Here is a 21,699-nt window from a genome sequence, read left to right as displayed (position 1 = left end):
CGCAGATTTTTTTACCTGTTTGGATGCAAAGCACTTGTAGTTCTTATTTCTGACTCCATAATAACAGCTAAGAAAAAATTAACCGACCTAGGGTTTGTTGTTATTGACGAACCTTATAACAAACAGGATTAGAGAGTTTATTCATGTTGGCAAGTCTGATCGGAGGTATCTTCGGTACAAAAAATGAGCGCGAGCTCAAACGCATGCGTAAAATTGTTGAACAAATTAATGCGCTTGAACCGACGATATCTGCTCTTAACGATGCAGACCTCTCTGCAAAAACTCCAGAATTCAAACAACGTTTTAGTAATGGCGAAAGTTTAGATAAATTATTGCCAGAAGCTTTTGCGGTTTGTCGTGAAGCGGCAAAGCGTGTCATGGGTATGCGTCACTACGATGTGCAGTTGATTGGTGGTATTACCTTGCACGAAGGTAAAATTGCCGAGATGCGTACAGGTGAAGGTAAAACCCTGATGGGTACTTTGGCTTGTTATCTCAATGCATTGAGTGGTCAGGGCGTTCACGTAATTACCGTGAATGATTACTTGGCACAACGTGATGCCGAGTTAAACCGTCCATTATTCGAATTTTTAGGCTTGAGCATTGGTGTGATTTACTCAATGCAAATGCCTGATGAAAAAGCTCAAGCCTATACTTCCGATATTACTTACGGTACCAACAACGAATTCGGTTTCGATTATCTTCGTGACAATATGGTGTTTTCTCTACAAGAGAAAAAACAGCGTGGCCTAAGCTATGCCATTATCGATGAAGTCGATTCGATCTTGATTGATGAAGCGCGTACACCATTGATTATTTCGGGTCAAAGTGAAGATTCATCTCATTTGTATGAGCTCATCAACAGTATTCCTCCAACATTACGCCCACAGAAAGAAGAAAAAGTGGCTGATGGCGGACATTTCTGGGTAGATGAAAAACAGCGCTCAGTTGAAATGACTGAAGTAGGTTATGAAACAGTAGAACAGAAACTCATTGAAATGGGTCTGTTGGCCGAAGGCGAAAGTCTGTATTCAGCAACCAACCTGAATCTGGTTCATCATGTTACTGCTGCAATCCGTGCACACTATTTGTATCAAAAGAACGTGCATTACATCATTGGTATTAATCCTCAAACGCAAAAAGAAGAAGTGATTATTGTCGATGAGAGCACGGGTCGTACCATGCCAGGTCGCCGTTGGTCTGAAGGTCTGCATCAAGCGGTTGAAGCCAAAGAAAACATGGAAATTCAGCCAGAAAACCAGACACTTGCAACTACAACTTTCCAGAACTATTTCCGTCTTTATAAAAAGCTGTCAGGTATGACTGGTACTGCCGATACTGAAGCTGCGGAAATGAAAGAAATTTATGGTCTGGATGTAGTGATTATTCCAACCCACCGTCCAATGGTACGTGTCGATCATAACGATTTAATCTATTTAAACCGTAATGGTAAATACACTGCGATTATTGAAGAAATTACCAAGATTCGTCAGCAAGGTGTTGCGCCGATCCTGATTGGTACAGCAACCATTGAAGCCAGTGAAATCTTATCTGCCAAGTTATTACAGGCGGGTATCCATCACGAAGTCCTTAACGCGAAACAGCATGAGCGTGAAGCGGATATCATTGCGCAAGCGGGTAGTCCGAATGCGGTTACGATCGCAACTAACATGGCGGGTCGTGGTACCGATATTTTGCTTGGTGGTAACTGGAAAGCAAAACTTGCCAAAATTGAAAATGCGACACCTGAAGATGAAGCGCGTTTACAGGCACAATGGGAAAAAGATCACGAAGACGTTTTAAGTTCGGGTGGTTTGCATATCATTGGTTCTGAGCGTCATGAATCACGTCGTATTGATAACCAGTTGCGTGGTCGTGCAGGTCGTCAAGGTGACCCTGGTGTATCTCGTTTCTATTTATCGCTTGAAGATGATTTGATGCGTATCTTCGCGGGTGACCGTGTCGTAGGCATGATGCGTGCGATGGGCTTACAAGAAAGCGAAGCGATTGAACACAAAATGGTGAGCCGTTCGATTGAAAATGCGCAACGTAAAGTTGAAGCACGTAACTTCGATATTCGTAAGAACCTATTGAAGTACGATGATGTCAATAACGAACAACGTAAGATCATTTACTCACAACGTGATGAAGTTTTGGCAGAAAGTACGCTACAAGACTATATCGAAGAAATGCATCACGAAGTCGTAAAAGGCTTAATCGCTAACTTTATTCCACCAGAGTCAATTCATGACCAGTGGGATATCGAAGGTCTGGAAGGTGCGTTACAGTCTGACCTCGGTATCGAATTGCCAGTACAGCAATGGCTGGATCAAGATCGTCGTTTAGATGAAGAAGGCTTGATTGAGCGTATTTCAGATGAAGTGGTTGCTCGTTATCGCCAGCGCCGTGAACAAATGGGTGATGAATCGGCAGCAATGCTTGAACGTCACTTTATGTTGAATTCGCTGGATCGCCATTGGAAAGATCATTTGGCGGCAATGGATTACTTGCGTCAAGGGATTCATTTGCGCGGTTATGCACAAAAGAACCCTGAGCAAGAATACAAGAAAGAAGCATTCAACTTATTCGTGAATATGTTGGGCATTATCAAATCTGATGTCGTAACTGACTTATCTCGTGTTCATGTACCGACTGCAGAAGAATTGGCGGAACTTGAAGCTCAGCAACAACGTCAGGCTGAATCAATGCGTCTTTCATTTGAACATGATGATGTGGATGGCTTAACGGGTGAGGTAACGGCTTCTGAGGAAACAGAAGGCTTTACAGACAATGCACCATTCCCGGTACCAGAAAGCCGTAATGCGCCTTGCCCATGTGGTTCAGGCTTAAAATACAAGCAATGCCACGGTAAAATCTAAAGCTGGATTTTAGATTGCACTAAAATAAAAAGCAGAGCATTGGACTCTGCTTTTTTACGATAAATAACTTGAGTCAATGACAGCTTTGTAGTTTCATTATTGAACTTACAGATCTTGATTGAATTCGCATTAAAAGCGGGAAGACAATGAAAAAACCATTACAACTTTTAATTTTAGCAAGTGCTGCAGTGTCAGGTTTTGCATTTGCAGCTGAAGCACCACAAACTACAACTGTCGATAAAGTATTGGCAGCAAAAGGTAGTAACACAGCAGAAGCACAAGTCAAACGTGAAGTGACGACTGTCGTGAGCCCACGTACTGGTATTCGCTATACGTTGGGTGAGACAGGTAACCGTCCAATCGTATTGCAAACTGCGGCAATTGCACCAGCAAACTCTGCAAACATCAATCGTATTGTGGCATCAAACCCGGCATTGTCTGCAAAAAGCCAAGAGAAAGCGAAGATTGCTTTGATTGGTGAGACTGCTGTTCAAGCTGCCAATGCGGCTGCTGCACAAACTGCTGGCGCGCAAACAGCTCAAGCGATTCAATAAATCATCGTTTTAAAATAAAAAAGAGATGCAATTGCATCTCTTTTTTTGTGACTAAAAAAATAGCCTTAAAGAAAACTTGGCAGCAAGATCAGGCCAATAATAATCGCAAATAATAACCACTTTGATGCGTAGTAGAGTGGGCGGTTACGTTCTTTTAAGCCACGGCCATAATGATGTACCGCATAGCCATATTTGAAGATGCGATTGATAAAGCCAGTTTTGTCCTGATCATCATTTGGTGAGCTTGCCGCTGACATGACATTACGACCGAACCAGTGGTTGAACTTTTGTGCCCAGCCCCATTTCATTGGACGTTCAATATCACAGAACAGGATAATACGTGTTTCATCGGTCTTATTCTCAGCCCAGTGTACGAAGGTTTCGTCAAATACAGTCGCTTCACCATCTCTCCAGCTATAACGCTCCTGATCGACTTCAATGAAGCAGTCATCGCTATTTGGCGTGACTAAGCCAAGATGATAGCGTACAGAACCTGCATAAGGATCACGGTGCTTACCCAGATAACTTCCAGAAGGAAGTTCGGTAAACATCGCTGCTTTTACTGATGGAATGCTTTCCAGTAAGGCAACGGTTTTGGGACAAAGTTGTTGTGCTGACGGATGACTATCTTGATACCATTTCAGATAAAAGCGTTTCCAGCCACGTTTAAAGAAAGTGTTAAAGCCAGCATCATTATTTTTTTCAGAGGCTTTAATCTGATTCTGTAGTTGAATGGCTTCCTCGCGAATTACTTCCCAATTATCTTGTAGCGGTTTGAGTTCAGGGAACTGAGCCACATCAAAGAAAGGTTGGTTCGGCAATTTGGAAAAGCCCGTCATAAACATGTTGATCGGCGCTAAAAATGTCGAATGGTCAAATAATTGTCGAGATGCTTTTAAGCGCTCTTTACCGCGTAAATAGGTATATAAGAAGCTGATTAAAAATACGGCAACGATAATCACTGCGTACATAACACAATCGTCTAAGAAAAAATAAAGGCGGTTATTTTAGCACAAAAAATATTTGGAAGAATGCAGTCAGAAAAGCAACTTTATAAGATAAAAAGGCACAAATTGAATGGTATTTCAGATGATCGGGATCGGTTATCCACAGATCATCTGAAATTAAGTGCTTAAATTTGATTATTTACATCATCATGCTTGGTTTCACGAATCAGTAAAAAGGCAATTAAAGAAAGGATCGATGCGCAACTGAGATATAAACCGACGGCACCTAGACCATAACTTTCAGCCAGCTTCGTCGCAATATAAGGCGCAAAAGAAGCACCGAAAATACCTGCCAGATTAAAAGTTAATGCAGAGCCGGTATAGCGTACAGAAGTCGGAAAGATCTCTGACAATACAGTCCCAATTGGCCCATAGGTTAAACCCATAATCGCAAGACCGATACACAGGAATAAGAATACCAAGAATGGACTACCTGAGCCTAATAGCGGTGCAAAGCAAAGTCCGAATAATGCTGAAAGGACACAGACTGCAATCGACGTATTCTTACGACCAAACTTCTCTGCAAGAATGGCAGAGAGCGGAATAAAGGCTGCAAAGCATAAGGTCGCAACCAGTTGCAACACCAGAAACTCACCGCGTGCATAACCAAGTTTTGTAGTTCCCCAGTTCAGGGCAAAAACCGTAGTGAGATAAAACACCACAAAGGTACAGATTGCTGCGATGGTACCAAGGATTAACATTGGCAAATGTTTGGTCATGACTTCCTTGAAAGGTACATTCACTTCTTTTTGCTTATTCAATACCTTCTGGAACGCAGGTGTTTCATGCAGCTTTAAACGGATATACAAGCCAACCAAGACCAATACTGCACTGGCAATAAATGGAATACGCCAGCCCCAAGTCATAAATGCCTGTTCAGACATAAAAGCATTGAGCAGTAAAAATGAACCTGTTGCGAGAATAAAGCCGATTGGAGCACCGAGTTGTGGGAACATGCCGTACCAGGCGCGTTTGCCCTCTGGGGCGTTCTCCGTAGCCAGTAAGACTGCGCCACTCCATTCCCCACCGAGACCTAAACCTTGACCTAAACGGCATAGCGCGAGAAGCAGGGGAGCTGCAAGACCAATCTGTGCATAAGTTGGCAACAGACCAATACAAACCGTAGAAATACCCATCGTTAGCAAGGCTGCAACCAAGGTTGCTTTACGTCCGATCCGATCACCAAGATGGCCAAAAATAGCAGCGCCGATTGGGCGTGCAATAAAGGCGATGGCAAATGTTGCCAGTGATTTTAGAACCGCAGCACCATCGCTACTTTCTGGGAAAAATAAATGTGGAAAAATGAGTACAGCTGCTGTGGCATAGATATAAAAGTCAAAAAACTCAATCGTAGTACCAACAAGGCTGGCAAATAATACCCGTACTTTTGAATTGCTGGCCACTTCTGGGGTGGCAGTCGTAGTGCTTGACGACATACAAGAGACCTTCATGTTATTCGTTCAAGAATACTAGGGGCTATTGATATTTCACAAATACTTGCGACAGAGGACATTTTTTAGACGGTACAAGGCAAGTTTTGTGAAACTTAGCCTTCTAAGTAAGTAGAACTTAACATAGTAATGGCAAAAAATGTCCCTGTCCCATAGGGTTATAGCTAAAACTTCCCTAAACTACGTTATGAAACTTGACAAGGGAGTGCCATTGTCTGCGTTTCATGCCTTGTTTATGTTGTTTTAGCCAATAACGCAATGTATGGATGAAACGTCAACAGCCCCTAAAGTCTGTCTTGAAAAATTCCTTTTGAATATGCAGTTTTACTTAGAAAAACTGAATGCTATATATGGACTTATAATACATAACAGTAGATTGCTAAAAAGTGTAATCCTGCCCCTAGTAGCACAAAAACATGCCAAATTGCGTGGGTATATCTTACCTTTTTTAAAGCATAAAACAATGTGCCGATGGTATAAGCCAACCCGCCTGCAACTAAGAGTTGTATCGCATCCTTACTCAGATAACGTTGCATATCATCCATCACCAAAATCGCTAACCAGCCCATCAATAGGTAAGCTGCCAAGGAAATCTTTTGGAAGCGGTGGATAAAGACCAGTTTAAAAAGAGTGCCAATGAGGGCAATCACCCATAGCGCAATCAGTAAATAATGGGCTTTGGCGGTTGGAATCGCAATACTCAGAAATGGCGTATAGGTGCCTGCAATCAAATAGTAAATCGCAGTATGATCCAGTTTTTTATACCAATAGCGCTTACGTTCATCCACAGCAAAGTGATACAGCATAGAACTCGCAAGCAAGAGGACTAGGCTAAAGCCATAGACCCATAGACTCATCCATTGGCCTAAGGGGAGAGAATGTCCCTTAATGATAAGAAAAATTGAAGCAATTAAGGCAAGGACAGCACCCAGCCCATGACTATAGGCATTAATCAGTTCTTCTTTTGGGTCATAGTCCAGTAGTGTTTTTGAGTTCATCAAGCGATCAGGTTGCATAAAAATACAACTGTATCGTAATGCAATTTCCCTTTTAAAGTAAGACGCTTTAAAATTTAGTTTCTATTTGTCAGGTTTTCATTATGTTTGCGCCGAATTTTTCTTTTGAACAAGAACAGCAGTTTTTCTTGGATATCCAGCAATCTATTGAAAATAAAAGCTTTGATCGCCTGATACTGAGTCAGTACAAAGGTGATTTGGCACAATTAGAAAAAATGACTTTTCGTATGATTGAATTGCAGGGACAGGCAACATTGTCCTGTTTGTATCATCACACTACGCAAGACATTACAAAAAACTATTCAATTACAGAAGGTCTGGAAAAAATTGCTGAATTGTTGGCACAATCTAAACAGGCAAATTTATTTACCTTGAATCAAGACATACAGCTTAAGAAAAATAAAAAGAAAGCGATGTTGAATAGCCAGAAAAAACAGGCAGCAACGGATAAGGTTGAACAACAGCAACATAATCGTGAAAAGCAGCGTTATGTGCAACAGCAAAGCCCGTTCTTAAAACATCTTGGTATTACCGATGAAAAAGGGCAGATCGTGCCAAGCATGGCGCGAAAATGGAAACAAATTAATAAATTTATTGAAATCTTTTCCAATGCCTATGAGCAGATCGATGCTTCACAGCAAGAATTAAATATTGTCGACTTTGGTTCAGGTAAAGGCTATTTAACTTTTGCGTTGTATGACTATTTGCAAGCACAACAGAAAACGCCTTTAATCACGGGCGTTGAGCTGCGTTCGAATCTGGTGGAGTTTTGCCAGAATATTGCTGATCAGGTTGATTTTAATCACTTAGACTTTTTTGAAGGCGATGTTCGTACCTATCATCCAGAAAAACTGGATGTGATGATTGCTTTACATGCTTGTGATATTGCGACAGATTTTGCCATTCATACAGGGATTCGCCTCAATGCATCGATGATCATGTGCGCGCCGTGCTGTCATAAAGAGCTACGTCCGCAATTACAAAGTCCAGAGGTGTTACAGCCCATGCTTCAGTTTGGTATTCATGCAGGCCAGCAGGCAGAAATGTTGACCGATACCTTGCGTGCTTTATTACTAAAAGCCTATGGCTATGAAACCAAAGTCTTTGAATTTGTATCTTTGGAACATACCAGCAAAAACAAAATGATTCTGGCGACCAAGCGCAAAGATATTCAGCAGCCTGATGCCAAAATTATGCAGCAGATTCAAGCGTTAAAAGCAATGTATGGCATTGAGAAACACAGTTTGGAACTGTTATTACAAGATCAAATGCCAGTCGAGAATATAGGTTGTAAGTGTTAATGACATTCGAGGGAAATATGCTACGCGTTCAACAGGGAAGTTGGGATCAATTACAGCGTGATGCCAAATTGATTCGAGAGCAAGTTTTTATCGTAGAGCAAGCCATTCCAGAACAGGATGAGTGGGATGAACAAGATGCGATCTCACAACACTTTGTGATTTATGATCAGGAGCAGCCGATTGCAACAGCACGATTATTACAAAATAATAGTGTGGGGCGGGTTGCAGTACTCAAAGCCTATCGAGGACAAGGGATTGGTCAAATGATCATGCAAGAGATTCTGGCCTATGCACGGCAGCAACATCGCGCATTTCTTCATTTGTCATCGCAAGTGCATGCGATTTCATTCTATGAGCAGCTTGGTTTTGTAGTGCAAGGAGAGGAATATGATGAGTGTGGTATTCCACATATTGAGATGATTATGCCAATCACAGGAATGGTTTGACCTGTAAGATTGGCATCTACCGATTGTTCTGACTACTGCTTAGTTTGTGCAGGCACTTCGGAGCTTGCAGGAGAGGCTTCCTGAGAAAGCTCTTTTTGTTGTTGTGCCTTACGCTGTGCTCCAGGCATGTAATCTGGTTCTTGGGTCATTGCTAAATAGAAAAAGCTTAAAAAAATGGTACTGAGCACCCCAACAATGATGACAAATTTCCATCCCAATACGGTTTCATTTGAATCTTTTTGTGGGGATGGTTGCTTATTCATAATAAATTCCCAAATAAATAAAAAAATAAAAGCAGATTTTGCGCCTTTTTAGCCGCTATTGCCAAGTATAAAAATAGGAATGTGAATAATGTTGGGTTGGAGAAAACTTTTAAAATAGAAAAATTCGAGGGAGATGTGAGACAGGATGAGCATGATCAGGCTTATCCTGCCTCAATATATTATTGATGATTCGACAACGATTTAAAGTTTATTCCAGTCTTCGATGGCTTGTAAGCCAACGTCTAAGCCGACATCATAGCTATAGCGGATTTTGGCCTTATTCTTGGTGAGTCGACCAGCCATATTTTTAAGATCAGGCGGACAAACTTCCAGAATTTTTTGTCCTGAGGGTGTGCGCACAAACTGAACCGAATCATTGTAGCGTTGTGTTCTGGACAATAGACTCTGCGCAAAGCCATGATTTTGCTTGAATAGATATTTCGCAAGGAACTGATCGCCTTTACTACTGGCTTTATAGTAGTTTTGAGGACGGGTTCTTAACACCATTAATTTTGATACATCATGTTGTTGTGCTGCCCAAAGTACAGGCAAGGCATCTGCTACACCACCATCGAAATAAGGTTCTCCAAATACCTCAACTGCTTGGCGCGTCAATACTGGAATTGAGCTAGAGGCTCTTAGACCATCCAGAATATTGTCTTTGGAAGCTTTGATATAAGTGGCTTCACCCGTAATGGCGTGAGTGAGTACCATATAAAATTCAGGATGATTCGCAAATAAATGTGCCTGATTCAAAGGATGTTCGCTTTCCACGATATCCCACATCCATTTTAAATCGAGCAGATCACCGCCTTTGAAGAAACGGCCATAATGAATAAATTCGGTGCGAAGCGAATGATCTAAATAGATCTGAAGCGTGCGGCCTTGTTGTGCGGCCAGATAGTTGGCGACATTGGTTGAACCAGAAGAAACACCAACACAGAGATCGAAGGGATTAAACTGTTGCTGTAAAAATGCATCTAAGACACCGCTGGTGAATGCACCTCGCATTCCACCGCCTTCAACGACCAGTGCCTGACGATTTTGTTGAAGCATTGAATATCTCGAATAACATGATAAATCCCTGTTTAACAGGATTTATCATGTTCGACAAGCATTTTAGTGATTGTGCTGATGTGTTTCCGTGCTGGTTTCAGACATCATTGACGATTGTGACATTTCAGACTGAGGCGCCACTTTATTTTTGTTCATTGGCATATAGTCTGGCTCATTATTCATGGCTAAATAGAAAACGACCATAAAAATGAAGCTTAGAATACAGGTGATAATTAATGCTTTCCAACCCCACGGTGAGGTTTCTGGACAGAGTTTCTCAGACATAAGATAGTTCCAAAGGACAAAAAAATTAAAGCAAAACTGTTGGTGGTTATAGCATAAATCGTGATGTAATGCTCGAAAGTTTTGCTACGGCACTGTTGAAACCAGAAAAAAGCCCGTATAGACAACGAGTTCCATACGGGCTGATCTGCAATGCAGAGAGAACAAAATTATTGAATAATTTCTTTTCTCTGAGCAAGGTCTTTTAACAGTTGAGGTGGCACAAAACGTTCACCATATTGGCCTGCAAGTTGTTCTGCGCGTTGCAATGATTGCTCAATTCCATTCTGATTCAGGAATTGAATCGCACCACCGGTCCACGGTGCAAAGCCAATTCCAAAAATTGAACCGACATTGGCATCAATCACTGATTCTAAAACACCTTCTTCATAGCAACGTAAAGTATCCAGTGCTTGTACAAACAGGAAGCGGTCAATCATATCCTGTTCAGTAATACTGTTGTCTTTCTGCCAACGGCTGAGTCCATCCCATAAATGCTTTTTGCCATTTTCTGGATAGTCATAGAAACCAGCACCCGCCGCTTTACCTTTACGGTTCAGCTCGTGAATCATGGTATGAACGACTTCATCCACAGGGGTTTTTGGCAAATCTTTACCTTCAGCTTGCAATGCTTTACGGGTTTCACCAGCCACATGCTCAGTCAAAGTTAAAGAGACTTCATCCTGAATTGCGAGTGGGCCAACTGGCATACCAGCTTTTAGTGCAGCCATTTCAATTTTGGCAGGATGAACGCCTTCTGCAAGTAAACGCATACCTTCCTGAATAAAGGTTCCGAACACACGGCTGGTAAAGAAACCACGGCTGTCATTGACGACGATCGGTGTCTTGGCAATTTGTTGAACAAAGTCATAGGCTTTCGCCAATGTGTCCGCAGAAGTCTCTTTGCCTTTGATAATTTCAACCAGTTGCATCTTATCTACTGGACTAAAGAAGTGGAGCCCAATGAATTTCTTGGCATCTTTACTTGCTGTTGCCAAACCCGTGATTGGAAGGGTTGAGGTATTTGATGCAAAGATGCCACCTTCAGCTAAATATTGTTCAGCTTCTTGTGTCACTTTGGCTTTTAATTCCTGATTCTCAAATACCGCTTCGATTATCAAATCACAGCCTTGCAAGTCTGCTGCATTTGCTGTTGCTGTAATCAGTGCTAAGACTTGGTCACGCTTTTCTGCGCTCATACGACCTTGAGAAACACGCTTATCGAGAAGTTTTTGCGAATACGCTTTGCCTTTTTCTGCATTCTCAACTGATACATCTTTGAGTACCACAGGGATGCCTTTGATTGCTGTCGAGTAGGCGATACCCGCACCCATCATCCCAGCACCCAATACACCGACTTTAGTGGCTTGCCATTTTGCAACATCCGCAGGACGACTTGCACCTGATTTGATTGCATTAAGACCATGCCAGAATGTGCCGATCATATTTTTAGAAATCTGACCGACCGTGAGTTGAGTAAAGTAACGTGATTCGATACGTAAAGCGGTATCAACATCAACCTGCGCACCTTCTACTGCTGCCGCCATGATCGCTTCAGGCGCAGGGTAACAGCCTTTGGTTTTGTCGCGCAGCATGGCTGGAGCAATGGCAAGTATTTGAGCCACAGCAGGAGTTTTGGGATCACCCCCTGGGATTTTGTAGCCTTTAACATCGAAAGGTTGTTGTGACTTCGGATTGGCTTTGACCCAAGCAATCGCTTTGTCTAAAAGCTCTTGTTCATTTTCAGCGGTGTCATGAACTAAGCCTAGCGATTTTGCTTTGTCCACACCAAACTGTTTGCCTTCCATCAAGAATGGAAACGCATTCTGTAAACCAAGCAAGCGAACCATACGGACGATACCACCACCGCCTGGCAACAAACCTAAAGTCACTTCTGGTAAACCAAACTTGGTTTTTGGATCGTTAATGGCAATACGATAATGACAGCCTAAAGCGATCTCCCAACCGCCACCGAGCGCCGTACCATTTAATGCGGCAACAACAGGAACCCCTAATGTTTCAATCGCACGTAAGTCGCCTTTGAGTTCCTCAATCATTTTAAAGAATTCAGTGGCATGTTCGGGTTGAACCTGAATTAACTCATCCAAGTCACCGCCTGCAAAGAAAGTTTTCTTGGCAGAACGGAAAATAATGCCTTTCAGATCAGTTTCTGTTTTGAGTTTTTGGCTAACTTCTTGGAGTGACTCACGGAATTCTGCATTCATGGTATTGGCAGATTGACCAGATGAATCAAGGGTAAGAATTACAATATTGTCAGCGTTTTTTTCGTATTTAATAGCGCTCATGTTGTGCTCCTTACACCAACTCAATAATGGTAGCGATCCCCATTCCACCACCCACACACAAAGTGGCTAGGCCACGTTTTTTACCTTGACGCTCTAATTCATCAAGTAAAGTTCCTAAAATCATGGCACCCGTAGCACCCAATGGATGGCCCATGGCAATTGCACCACCATTGACATTGACTTTCTCAGCAGGAACTTTGAGCTCATTGATAAAACGCATGACGACCGCAGCAAAAGCTTCATTGACTTCAAATAGGTCAATATCATCAATTGTTAAACCAGCTTTAGCTAAAGCTTTACGCGCAGCAGGGGCAGGGCCTGTCAGCATGATTGTTGGGTCTGTACCGACCAAGGCAGTTGCTAATACTTTGGCGCGTGGTTTCAAGCCTTGTTCTTTGACTGCTTTTTCAGAAGCCAATAACACCACAGCCGCGCCATCAACGATACCTGATGAGTTGCCTGCATGATGCACATGATTAATTTTCTGCGCTTCTGGATATTTCTGTAATGCAACGGCATCGAAGCCCATTTGTCCCATCATTTCGAAGCTGGCATTCAGTTTTGCCAAGCCTTCAACTGTGGTCGTACCTCGAATAAATTCATCTTTTTCTAAAATCAGCACCCCAGAATGATCTTTAACAGGCACCACTGATTTGTCGAAATAACCGTTGGCTTGAGCTGCCGCTGCTTTTTGTTGTGAGCCGACGGCAAATGCATCAACATCTTCGCGGCTATAGCCATCTAAAGTAGCAATGAGGTCTGCACCAACGCCTTGTGGTACAAAAGAAGATTTTAAGTTGGTTTCAGGATCAAGTGCCCACGGACCACCATCAGAACCCATTGGAATACGTGACATCGATTCAACGCCACCTGCAACGACGATATCTTCCCAACCTGAACGGACTTTTTGTGCAGCCAAATTGACAGCTTCTAAACCAGATGCACAGAAACGGTTGATTTGCACACCAGCAACATCATCATTCCAGCCAGCCGCAATCGCTGCGGTTTTGGCAATATCACCGCCTTGGTCTGCAATCGGGGTGACGCAACCTAAAACGATATCATCCACTTTTGACGTGTCGAGTTGGTGGCGTTGTTGTAATTCATTCAGTAATGATGTGAGTAAAGTAATCGGTTTGACTTCATGCAGTGAGCCATCTTTTTTTCCTTTTCCGCGTGGCGTGCGAATGGCATCAATAATGTAGGCCTCGCTCATAGGTTTTCCTTGTATCACCTTAAAATTGTTGTTTATCGAGTGTACTCAATTTAAGTGTCAGCGCAATGATGATAAACATTGGCAAGTTTGATGTTTTTCGCCAATCTAACGACTTGATTGAAAAATAGGTTCATCAGTACACTAGCCAACCATAAATAAAATATATTGATTACATGAAATTCATTAATATTATTGGTACGACAGGCTCTGGTAAATCTACACTGACCCGTGAATTGGCAGTAAAAACAAAATTACAAAACATCGAACTTGATAATTTACTCTGGCTGGATGATTGGCAAGAATCGTCAAATGATGCTTTATTTTTGAAGCTCAAAATCGCGATGGAAAATGCTGAGACTGGGTGGGGATAGATGAAATTTATTAATGTTGTAGGAACCTCTGCTTCTGGAAAAACGACCTTTGCCCGTCAGCTCGCTCAAAAGCTAGGGGTGGCACACATTGAAATGGATGATTTATTTTGGCTGGATGATTGGCAAGAAACATCTGATCAGGAGTTTTTTGCTAAATTACAAAGTCAAATGAATCAGTCACCTAGAGGATGGGTACTTGATGGTAATTATTCTCGAACACTAGATTTAAAGCTTAAATATATTGATACGGTTATTTGGCTGGATTATTCATTTTCATTGAACCTGTACCGCTCAGTTAAACGAGCAATTGCTCGCGCGGCAACACAAAAAAGACTATGGCCAAACTCGAATAATCGAGAAAGTTTCAAGACTAGCTTTCTGTCTAAGGACTCTATTATTTTATGGATGATCACTCATCACGCTAAAAACCGTAAAAAGTATTTAGCCATGAGCAAGGACCCTCAGTATAAACATATTCAATTTATTCGTCTGACTTCGCCAAAACAGACGGAAGCATTTTTAAAGCAGATGAAGGCAGAGTGATGCATATCAAAACAAAAGCCCAGTGCTTGTTTAGGCATCAGGATAAGGTGTTATTGGCTTATGGTTATGACCCTGCTAAAGATGAAACTTATGATAAAGATAAGTGAAAGAACTGGTTATAGGGCGATTCAGTATATTCTGCAAACGCCGCGCCTTGAACAAAACCAAACTTTTTATAAAGGCTAATTGCAGCATTAAAGTGAGCATCTTTGCCTGTTTCTAAACTGACGCGTTGATATTGACGTTGTTGAGCAACTTTCAATAAATACTCCAGCAATTGCTTTGCAACACCTTGACGTAAATGATCAGGATGAGTCCGCATAGATTTGAGTTCAGCATGTTGAGGTGTCAGTTCTTGAATCGCGCCACAGCCAAGAAGCAAATCGTTATTCCAAAGGGTATAAAAGCTTATAGAATCGTTTTGTAGATGAGAGAGATCTAATGCAAAACTATGTTCAATAGGTGTGTTCTGATGCAGGCCATGCAAATGGATGTGGATCAAATTTTGAACTTGGGGATGCGTGAAGTCGCCTTTTTTTATGATCATTGTTGTTCAAGCTTATCGTAAAATTAGGCTTGATTATTACCATAATTTTAAAGAAGTGTTCAACCATATTAGGCTGAACACCCGTTTGGAAACAATTAGCTATGATGTCCGTGCAACTGACGATATAAACCGGGGGTAACACCTGTCCATTTCTTAAAGGCACGGTGGAACGTACTGGTTTCACTAAAGCCGACTTGTTGTGCTACATCTTCAAGGGTGAGATTTGGAGTGAGTAATAAGTGAATCGCAGCATCACGACGCAAGGCGTCTTTGACACCTTGATAGCTTTTACCTTCGGCAGCTAAACGACGACGCAAAGTTTGTGGTGATAAATACAACATTGCGGCAACATCGTTGAGTGTTGGCATTTCTTCGCCAATCTGACTCTTTAATACATCACGAATACGTGAGGTAAGTGAGTTGGTGTTTTTGAATTTCACTAATAGTTGTGCAGGTGCTGCTTTCAGGAATTCTTCTAAAGTCTTTTCATCTTGACGGATTGGCAGGTCAAGATAATCAGCAGCAAAGGTGATCTCTGTACGTGGCGCATCAAATTGCATCACGGGTGCAAAGAATAAAGCATCGTATTCATCGGCATGGCTTGGGCGTTCATAACCAAAATGAACACGTTCTAAAGGTAAACGACGTTCGATTAACCATGAAGCAAGACCATGCCAAATCATTAGCATGCTTTCAGTAATGAAATGGTCTGGATCTAAAGCTTTAGGAATGTGGGGAACCAAACGTGCTTCATGCTTGTCACGTTCCAAGCTTACTGACCATTCATCTCCAAACAGTTTGTAGAATTGAGAGGAGAGTTCAAGTGCTTGTCCGAGTGTCTTGGAATGGATTATCAATTGACACATGATTGCGAATGTACCCAAGCGACGAGGCTGTACATCGAAACCAACGTGTTCGTCTTGAGTGACCATCCATAACATTTTTACAAAACGGGTGTACTGCTCAGGAGAGATTCGAGCTTTCGGTTGACGGAGCAATTCTGCTTCTATACCGACATGTGAAAGTAATGTTTCAACGTCCATGCCTAGGCGTTTAACACCTGTTAAAGCCGCATTCACGAAGTGGATGCTGATCGTATCACGGCTCATATTGAATCCTTCAGTTTCTTTACTATTCACGATAATTGACCTAAATAACCGTCTAAAATATCAAATTGAGCAATTGACAAGAAAATTATCTGCTCATTGTATACATGTTAAATTGCCGAAACTATCAAGGTAAATGGCTGAACATGACATTGTTTTTGTGTTTCTTCACACCTAGTATAAAAGAAAATTTGAACAAATTGAGTAAAAATTATCATGCCATCTGCTCTAAAGGGATTGAAAGTCCTAGATTTTTCTACTTTATTACCTGGGCCATTTGCCAGTATGTACCTTGCGGACATGGGTGCAGAAGTTATCCATGTTGAATCTCCAACACGTCCTGACTTGGTACGGATAATGCCACCCTATGCGAACGGACAGGCCACTGCACATAGTTATCTCAATCGAAACAAGCAGTCGATTGCACTCGATCTAAAAGATGCAGCCAATATTGAACTGATCAAAACAAAAATTTCCGAGTTTGATATTGTGCTGGAACAGTTCCGTCCAGATGTAATGCGTCGTCTAGGGCTGGACTATGAAACTTTAGCCGAGATTAATCCACGTCTCATCTATTGTTCAATTACTGGATATGGCCAGACAGGCGCTTATAAAGATCGGGCAGGGCACGATATTAATTACTTGGCACTTGCGGGCATTTCTGGACACAGCGGTCGTCAAGACAGTGGGCCACCACCTTTAGGGATTCAGATTGCCGATGTAGCTGGCGGATCATTGCATGCCGTGATTGGTATACTTGCGGCTGTCGTTGAACGTCAACGCAGCGGTCTAGGACAATATATTGATATTTCCATGACAGATTGTGTGGCAAGCCTCAATAGTATGGCGGCTTCTGCAAGTCTGGCAGGGCAGACACCGCAAGCGCCTGAGGCAGGCATGCTCAATGGTGCGAGTTTCTATGATTATTATGAAACCAAAGATGGCCGCTATTTCTCTGTAGGAAGTTTAGAGCCACAATTTATGGCTGGCTTGGCAGCTGCTTTAGAATTGCCTTTACTACTGGCAAAAGGTGCCTCTTTTGACCCAGAAGATCGTCAGGCAGTAAAACAAGCGCTACAAGATAAGTTTAAGACTCAGAATTTTTCAGAATGGCAACATTTGTTCCAGAGTCTGGATATTTGCGTAGAACCAGTTCTCAGTCTGGATGAGGCTTTGGATTCACCAATCGCTCAGCAACGCGACTGGGTTGTAGATGTCCCTGTATCTGAAAACTCGGATCAAACTGAAGCGCAATTGGCCTGTCCAATCAAGTTTTCTCGTTCTCAAATGAAGTATGCATTCATCGGTCAGGGGCTAGGTGAAGGCAAATGGTAGAAAATATGTGCGACTAATCACTGATTGTTAAAATATTGTACAGATTGTTAACATTTTGAATAAGTTGTAATTTAAAAATAAGAGTAACCTTTTATACACAATAACATAAAAGGTTACGTAAACATGACAATCTCGAAGTCATTGATTGTTTCTTGTTTATCCGTTCTATCATTGAGTCTTTTTGCACAACATACTCAAGCCGCTTCATCAGCCTTTGATCCGAATGGTCAATGGCTATTTGGTGATTGGAACGGTCAACGCACGGCGTTGCAAGAACAGGGTTACAAATTTTCTGCTGATTACACTGGTGAATTCGCAGGGGTTTTAGATTCTAAACAGCATTCAAGCCATGGCAGTGAATTTACTGGACAATTGGCTTTAGGTACACATTTCGATCTAAATAAAATTTTAGGTTGGCAAGATACTGAAGCACAGATCACGGTCACTTATCGTGATGGTCAATCTTTATCGCAAAAGGCTGATGCATTACAGGGCCATTTGAGTTCTACACAAGAAGTGTGGGGGCGTGGTCAAACATGGCGTCTAACAGACTTGTGGATCAAAAAGAAATTTTTAGATCAAGCTTTGGATATTAAAGTCGGTCGTTTTGGCGAAGGTGAAGATTTCAACAGCTTTGACTGTGATTTCCAGAACTTGGCTTTATGTGGTTCGCAAGTGGGTAACTGGGTAGGCGACCAATGGTACAACTGGCCTGTGAGTCAGTGGGCATTGCGTGTGAAGTACAACTTACAGCCAGATCTATATGCTCAAATCGGGGCTTATGAATATAACCCTGAAAACTTGCAACGTGGTAAAGGCTTTAATTTAAGTACTGATGGTTCACATGGTGCGATTATTCCAGCCGAAGTGGTCTGGACACCAAAACTCGGTGCATTATCTTTACCGGGTGAATATCGTTTCGGCTACTACTACAGTACGGCTGATGCAGCAGAAATTGAGAATCCTGCCAAAACTGGACACAAACAAGGTGGCTGGTTCACTGTGAAGCAGCAGTTAACCCGTCATGACGGTCAGTCTGATCGAGGTTTAACTGGTTTTGTGAATGTCACAGTACATGATTCAAAAACTAATTCTGTCAAAGACATGCAAAATGTTGGCTTGATCTATAAAGGTTTACTTGACCAACGTCCGCAAGATGAACTTGCACTGGGCGTAGCACGTATTCATGCCAATGATGATGCAAATGGTTTGCTGGATGAGGAATATAACACTGAGTTGTATTACGGCATTCACGCAACCAACTGGCTGACGATTCGTCCGAATATTCAATATGTCCACCATGTTGGCGCATTGAAAAATGGCGATAAGACATGGGTTGGCGGAATTAAGTTCCAAACCGTTTTCTAATTTCGATACTCGAGCAATTGTGCAGATGAAACTCATAAAGTGGGCCGTATCTGCACCATACTTGTTGTGATTTGAACTTCGACCATTAAGTGGATCATTCATCTTCTTAATGGATCTAAAAATACAAAAGATGCAAGGTGATCTTATGAATCAATCTGCTTCAAAATCTGGGCTAAGAACATTGACGGTGATTATTATCGCCCTCATTGCGCTGTTCTTGCTCATTGGCGGTATCTGGCTCGCTGCCATTGGCGGGTCTTTTTATTATGTGATTGCAGGTGTGCTGTTGCTCATTGTGGCAGTACAACTCTATAAACGTGCATCAGGCCCTTTATGGGTGTATGCCGCGCTCATGTTAGGCAGTGTGATCTGGGGTGTTTGGGAAGTTGGTACAGACTTCTGGGCACTTGCACCACGTCTAGATATTCTGGGTATCTTGGGTCTTTGGTTACTCGTTCCTGCGGTAACACGCGGTATTGATAATCTGGCATCAAGTAAAGTGGCCTTATCTTCAACTTTAGCGATTGCTATCGTGGTGATGGTGTACTCGATCTTTAATGATCCACAAGAAATCAATGGTGTGATTCAGACGCCGCAACCTGCACAGGCGAAAGCGGTTGAAGGCATTGCACCTGAAGATTGGCCAGCTTATGGTCGTAGTCAGGGTGGTGAACGTTATTCTCCATTGACACAGATCAATGATAAAAACGTCAAAGATCTTAAAGTGGCTTGGACATTACGTACCGGTGATTTCAGAACTGAAAATGATTCAGGTGAAACCACTAACCAAGTAACACCAATCAAGATCGGCAATAACATGTTTATGTGTACACCACATCAACATTTAATCTCGATTGATCCTGCGACAGGTAAGGAAAAATGGCGTTTTGATCCTAAGCTTAAAACGGATAAAACCTTCCAGCACTTAACTTGTCGTGGTGTAATGTACTACGATGCTGCCAATACCACTGAATTTGCAACCAGTTTACAAGCGAAGAAGTCGACCTCAACAGAGTGTCCACGTAAAGTTTTTGTTCCTGTGAATGATGGTCGTTTGGTTGCAGTGAATGCAGATACAGGTAAGGCATGTTCTGACTTTGGTCAAAACGGTGAAGTGAACTTACAAGAGTTCATGCCATATGCGTATCCGGGTGGTTATAATCCGACATCTCCGGGTGTTGTGTCTGGTACGACCGTTGTGATCGCTGGATCTGTAACAGATAACCATTCGAATAAAGAGCCATCAGGTGTTATTCGTGGTTATGACGTGAACACAGGTAAATTATTATGGGTGTTTGATACAGGCGCTGCTGATCCAAATGCAATGCCGGGTCAAGACACAACATTTGTGCATAACTCACCAAACGCATGGGCGCCACTTGCCTATGATGCAAAACTGGACATCGTGTATGTTCCAACAGGTGTAGGTACGCCAGATATCTGGGGCGGTGACCGTACAGAATTGAAAGAGCGTTATGCAAACTCAATGCTGGCGATCAATGCAACCACAGGTAAACTGGTATGGCATTTCCAGACCACACATCATGATTTGTGGGATATGGATGTACCGTCACAACCTTCATTGGCGGATATTCAGGATAAATCTGGTCAAACAGTGCCTGCAATTTATGTGTTGACTAAAACAGGTAATGCCTTTGTTCTAGATCGTCGTAATGGTCAGCCAATTGTACCGATTACTGAAAAACCAGTGCCGCAAACAGTGAAGTGGGGACCACAAACCAAAGGTGAGTTCTATTCTAAAACTCAACCATTCTCTGACTTTAACTTAGCACCGAAAGATAAATTGACGGATAAAGACATGTGGGGTGCCACAATGTTTGACCAGTTAATGTGTCGTGTGAAATTTAAACGTCTGAACTATGATGGTATTTATACGCCGCCTTCAGAAAACGGAACTTTAGTTTTCCCTGGTAACCTCGGTGTATTCGAGTGGGGCGGTATGTCTGTGAATGCTGATCGTCAGGTTGCAGTCATGAACCCGATTGGTTTGCCATTCGTGAGCCGTTTAATTCCAGCAGATCCAAACCGCGAGCCAGTTGCGCGTGGTGCGGGTACAGAACAAGGTATGCAACCGATGTATGGCACACCATACGGCGTTGATATCAGTCCGTTCCTGTCGCCATTCGGTTTGCCATGTAAACAACCTGGCTGGGGCTATGTTGCTGGTGTGGACTTGAAAACCCATGATGTAGTTTGGAAAAAACGTATCGGTACCATCCGTGACAGCTTGCCGAATCTATTCCAGTTACCGCCAGTGAAAATTGGTGTACCAGGTTTAGGTGGTTCAATCTCGACTGCGGGTAACGTAATGTTCGTTGGTGCAACTCAAGATAACTACATCCGTGCATTCAATGTTTCAAATGGCGACAAGTTATGGGAAGCACGTTTACCAGCAGGTGGACAAGCAACTCCAATGACTTATGAAGCCAATGGTAAACAGTACGTCGTGATTATGGCGGGTGGACATGGTTCATTCGGCACGAAAATGGGTGATTATCTCGTGGCTTATGCTTTGCCAGATAAGAACTAATTTCATTTAAAAATGATAGAGAAAAGCTCAGATTCGTCTGGGCTTTTTCTTTTTATGGCAATTAGATAGGCTTATCAATAAAACCGTTATTAAATATGCAA

At 42.4% G+C, this 21,699-nt stretch carries 19 protein-coding genes; 9 read left to right on the top strand and 10 right to left on the bottom strand.

From position 1 onward, the window contains the following. Window positions 1-143: 143 nt before the first annotated feature. Complete coding sequence (secA, locus tag AWW72_RS00670; RefSeq protein ID WP_004775436.1) at window positions 144-2,879, top strand: preprotein translocase subunit SecA; 2,736 nt, start codon at window positions 144-146, stop codon at window positions 2,877-2,879. 146 nt (window positions 2,880-3,025) lie between these two features. Beyond that, the gene (locus tag AWW72_RS00665; protein WP_004775435.1) at window positions 3,026-3,433 is read left to right on the top strand and encodes a hypothetical protein; all 408 of its coding nucleotides are present in this window, start codon (window positions 3,026-3,028) and stop codon (window positions 3,431-3,433) included. 65 nt (window positions 3,434-3,498) lie between these two features. On the opposite strand, the gene lpxO is transcribed toward AWW72_RS00665, so the two are convergent. From lpxO to trhA, 3 genes are all read right to left on the bottom strand, one after another. After that, window positions 3,499-4,404, bottom strand: a complete 906-nt coding sequence (lpxO, locus tag AWW72_RS00660) for a lipid A hydroxylase LpxO (protein ID WP_004775434.1) — start codon at window positions 4,402-4,404, stop codon at window positions 3,499-3,501. Between the two features lie 161 nt (window positions 4,405-4,565). Further along, window positions 4,566-5,876 carry an MFS transporter gene (locus AWW72_RS00655; protein WP_004775433.1) on the bottom strand — a complete coding sequence of 437 codons (1,311 nt, stop codon included), beginning with the start codon at window positions 5,874-5,876 and terminating at the stop codon, window positions 4,566-4,568. 371 nt (window positions 5,877-6,247) lie between these two features. Next, entirely contained in the window at window positions 6,248-6,889 is a 642-nt protein-coding gene (gene trhA / locus AWW72_RS00650; protein WP_032811078.1) for a PAQR family membrane homeostasis protein TrhA, read from the bottom strand. Between the two features lie 101 nt (window positions 6,890-6,990). Between trhA and AWW72_RS00645 the strand changes: the two genes are divergently transcribed. Further along, entirely contained in the window at window positions 6,991-8,208 is a 1,218-nt protein-coding gene (locus AWW72_RS00645; RefSeq protein ID WP_004775431.1) for a class I SAM-dependent methyltransferase, read from the top strand. A 17-nt stretch (window positions 8,209-8,225) separates the two neighbouring features. Then, window positions 8,226-8,654, top strand: a complete 429-nt coding sequence (locus AWW72_RS00640) for a GNAT family N-acetyltransferase (RefSeq protein ID WP_062846189.1) — start codon at window positions 8,226-8,228, stop codon at window positions 8,652-8,654. A 32-nt stretch (window positions 8,655-8,686) separates the two neighbouring features. On the opposite strand, the gene AWW72_RS00635 is transcribed toward AWW72_RS00640, so the two are convergent. The 5 genes from AWW72_RS00635 to AWW72_RS00615 all read right to left on the bottom strand — a co-directional run bounded on the left by AWW72_RS00635 (window position 8,687) and on the right by AWW72_RS00615 (window position 13,777). Then, the gene (locus tag AWW72_RS00635; RefSeq protein WP_047429407.1) at window positions 8,687-8,917 is read right to left on the bottom strand and encodes a hypothetical protein; all 231 of its coding nucleotides are present in this window, start codon (window positions 8,915-8,917) and stop codon (window positions 8,687-8,689) included. A gap of 201 nt (window positions 8,918-9,118) precedes the next feature. Beyond that, on the bottom strand, window positions 9,119-9,973 hold the full coding sequence (locus AWW72_RS00630) for a patatin-like phospholipase family protein (RefSeq protein WP_005259431.1): 855 nt from the start codon (window positions 9,971-9,973) through the stop codon (window positions 9,119-9,121). 63 nt (window positions 9,974-10,036) lie between these two features. Further along, on the bottom strand, window positions 10,037-10,258 hold the full coding sequence (locus AWW72_RS00625) for a hypothetical protein (protein WP_047429412.1): 222 nt from the start codon (window positions 10,256-10,258) through the stop codon (window positions 10,037-10,039). A gap of 167 nt (window positions 10,259-10,425) precedes the next feature. After that, window positions 10,426-12,561 (bottom strand): 3-hydroxyacyl-CoA dehydrogenase NAD-binding domain-containing protein, encoded by a 2,136-nt coding sequence (locus AWW72_RS00620; protein ID WP_062846114.1) that lies wholly within the window; start codon window positions 12,559-12,561, stop codon window positions 10,426-10,428. A gap of 10 nt (window positions 12,562-12,571) precedes the next feature. After that, complete coding sequence (locus tag AWW72_RS00615; protein WP_047429418.1) at window positions 12,572-13,777, bottom strand: acetyl-CoA C-acetyltransferase; 1,206 nt, start codon at window positions 13,775-13,777, stop codon at window positions 12,572-12,574. 173 nt (window positions 13,778-13,950) lie between these two features. Here AWW72_RS00615 and AWW72_RS00610 point away from each other — a divergent pair, with 173 nt between their 5' ends. Continuing rightward, window positions 13,951-14,148 carry a P-loop NTPase family protein gene (locus tag AWW72_RS00610; RefSeq protein ID WP_004775417.1) on the top strand — a complete coding sequence of 66 codons (198 nt, stop codon included), beginning with the start codon at window positions 13,951-13,953 and terminating at the stop codon, window positions 14,146-14,148. Continuing rightward, window positions 14,149-14,691, top strand: a complete 543-nt coding sequence (locus AWW72_RS00605; protein WP_004775415.1) for a P-loop NTPase family protein — start codon at window positions 14,149-14,151, stop codon at window positions 14,689-14,691. Between the two features lie 88 nt (window positions 14,692-14,779). On the opposite strand, the gene AWW72_RS00600 is transcribed toward AWW72_RS00605, so the two are convergent. Then, on the bottom strand, window positions 14,780-15,238 hold the full coding sequence (locus AWW72_RS00600) for a GNAT family N-acetyltransferase (protein ID WP_004775411.1): 459 nt from the start codon (window positions 15,236-15,238) through the stop codon (window positions 14,780-14,782). Window positions 15,239-15,333: 95 nt separating this feature from the next. Next, window positions 15,334-16,347, bottom strand: a complete 1,014-nt coding sequence (locus tag AWW72_RS00595; protein WP_005259415.1) for an AraC family transcriptional regulator — start codon at window positions 16,345-16,347, stop codon at window positions 15,334-15,336. Between the two features lie 213 nt (window positions 16,348-16,560). Between AWW72_RS00595 and AWW72_RS00590 the strand changes: the two genes are divergently transcribed. The 3 genes from AWW72_RS00590 to AWW72_RS00580 all read left to right on the top strand — a co-directional run bounded on the left by AWW72_RS00590 (window position 16,561) and on the right by AWW72_RS00580 (window position 21,598). Continuing rightward, a complete protein-coding gene (locus AWW72_RS00590; RefSeq protein WP_005259414.1) occupies window positions 16,561-17,679 on the top strand; it encodes a CaiB/BaiF CoA transferase family protein in 1,119 nt (372 codons plus the stop codon). 144 nt (window positions 17,680-17,823) lie between these two features. After that, complete coding sequence (locus AWW72_RS00585; protein ID WP_171254659.1) at window positions 17,824-19,047, top strand: carbohydrate porin; 1,224 nt, start codon at window positions 17,824-17,826, stop codon at window positions 19,045-19,047. A gap of 145 nt (window positions 19,048-19,192) precedes the next feature. Beyond that, window positions 19,193-21,598: a glucose/quinate/shikimate family membrane-bound PQQ-dependent dehydrogenase gene (locus tag AWW72_RS00580; RefSeq protein WP_004775406.1), complete on the top strand. Its 2,406-nt coding sequence runs from the start codon at window positions 19,193-19,195 to the stop codon at window positions 21,596-21,598. Window positions 21,599-21,699 lie beyond the last annotated feature (101 nt).

It is taken from the genome of Acinetobacter sp. NRRL B-65365 (assembly GCF_001605865.1).
Lineage (GTDB): Bacteria > Pseudomonadota > Gammaproteobacteria > Pseudomonadales > Moraxellaceae > Acinetobacter > Acinetobacter vivianii.
Note: the sequence above shows the minus strand (reverse complement) of the source record. Positions and strands in the feature narration are given on the sequence as shown.

Coding starts and splice junctions, on each gene's coding strand:
- AWW72_RS00640 (WP_062846189.1), top strand. CDS start 8,226: ATGCTACGCGTTCAACAGGGAAGTTGGGATCAATTACAGCGTGATGCC.
- AWW72_RS00625 (WP_047429412.1), bottom strand. CDS start 10,258: ATGTCTGAGAAACTCTGTCCAGAAACCTCACCGTGGGGTTGGAAAGCA.
- lpxO (WP_004775434.1), bottom strand. CDS start 4,404: ATGTACGCAGTGATTATCGTTGCCGTATTTTTAATCAGCTTCTTATAT.
- AWW72_RS00615 (WP_047429418.1), bottom strand. CDS start 13,777: ATGAGCGAGGCCTACATTATTGATGCCATTCGCACGCCACGCGGAAAA.
- trhA (WP_032811078.1), bottom strand. CDS start 6,889: ATGAACTCAAAAACACTACTGGACTATGACCCAAAAGAAGAACTGATT.
- AWW72_RS00600 (WP_004775411.1), bottom strand. CDS start 15,238: ATGATCATAAAAAAAGGCGACTTCACGCATCCCCAAGTTCAAAATTTG.
- AWW72_RS00635 (WP_047429407.1), bottom strand. CDS start 8,917: ATGAATAAGCAACCATCCCCACAAAAAGATTCAAATGAAACCGTATTG.
- AWW72_RS00620 (WP_062846114.1), bottom strand. CDS start 12,561: ATGAGCGCTATTAAATACGAAAAAAACGCTGACAATATTGTAATTCTT.
- AWW72_RS00665 (WP_004775435.1), top strand. CDS start 3,026: ATGAAAAAACCATTACAACTTTTAATTTTAGCAAGTGCTGCAGTGTCA.
- AWW72_RS00630 (WP_005259431.1), bottom strand. CDS start 9,973: ATGCTTCAACAAAATCGTCAGGCACTGGTCGTTGAAGGCGGTGGAATG.
- AWW72_RS00645 (WP_004775431.1), top strand. CDS start 6,991: ATGTTTGCGCCGAATTTTTCTTTTGAACAAGAACAGCAGTTTTTCTTG.
- secA (WP_004775436.1), top strand. CDS start 144: ATGTTGGCAAGTCTGATCGGAGGTATCTTCGGTACAAAAAATGAGCGC.
- AWW72_RS00605 (WP_004775415.1), top strand. CDS start 14,149: ATGAAATTTATTAATGTTGTAGGAACCTCTGCTTCTGGAAAAACGACC.
- AWW72_RS00580 (WP_004775406.1), top strand. CDS start 19,193: ATGAATCAATCTGCTTCAAAATCTGGGCTAAGAACATTGACGGTGATT.
- AWW72_RS00610 (WP_004775417.1), top strand. CDS start 13,951: ATGAAATTCATTAATATTATTGGTACGACAGGCTCTGGTAAATCTACA.
- AWW72_RS00655 (WP_004775433.1), bottom strand. CDS start 5,876: ATGTCGTCAAGCACTACGACTGCCACCCCAGAAGTGGCCAGCAATTCA.
- AWW72_RS00590 (WP_005259414.1), top strand. CDS start 16,561: ATGCCATCTGCTCTAAAGGGATTGAAAGTCCTAGATTTTTCTACTTTA.
- AWW72_RS00595 (WP_005259415.1), bottom strand. CDS start 16,347: ATGAGCCGTGATACGATCAGCATCCACTTCGTGAATGCGGCTTTAACA.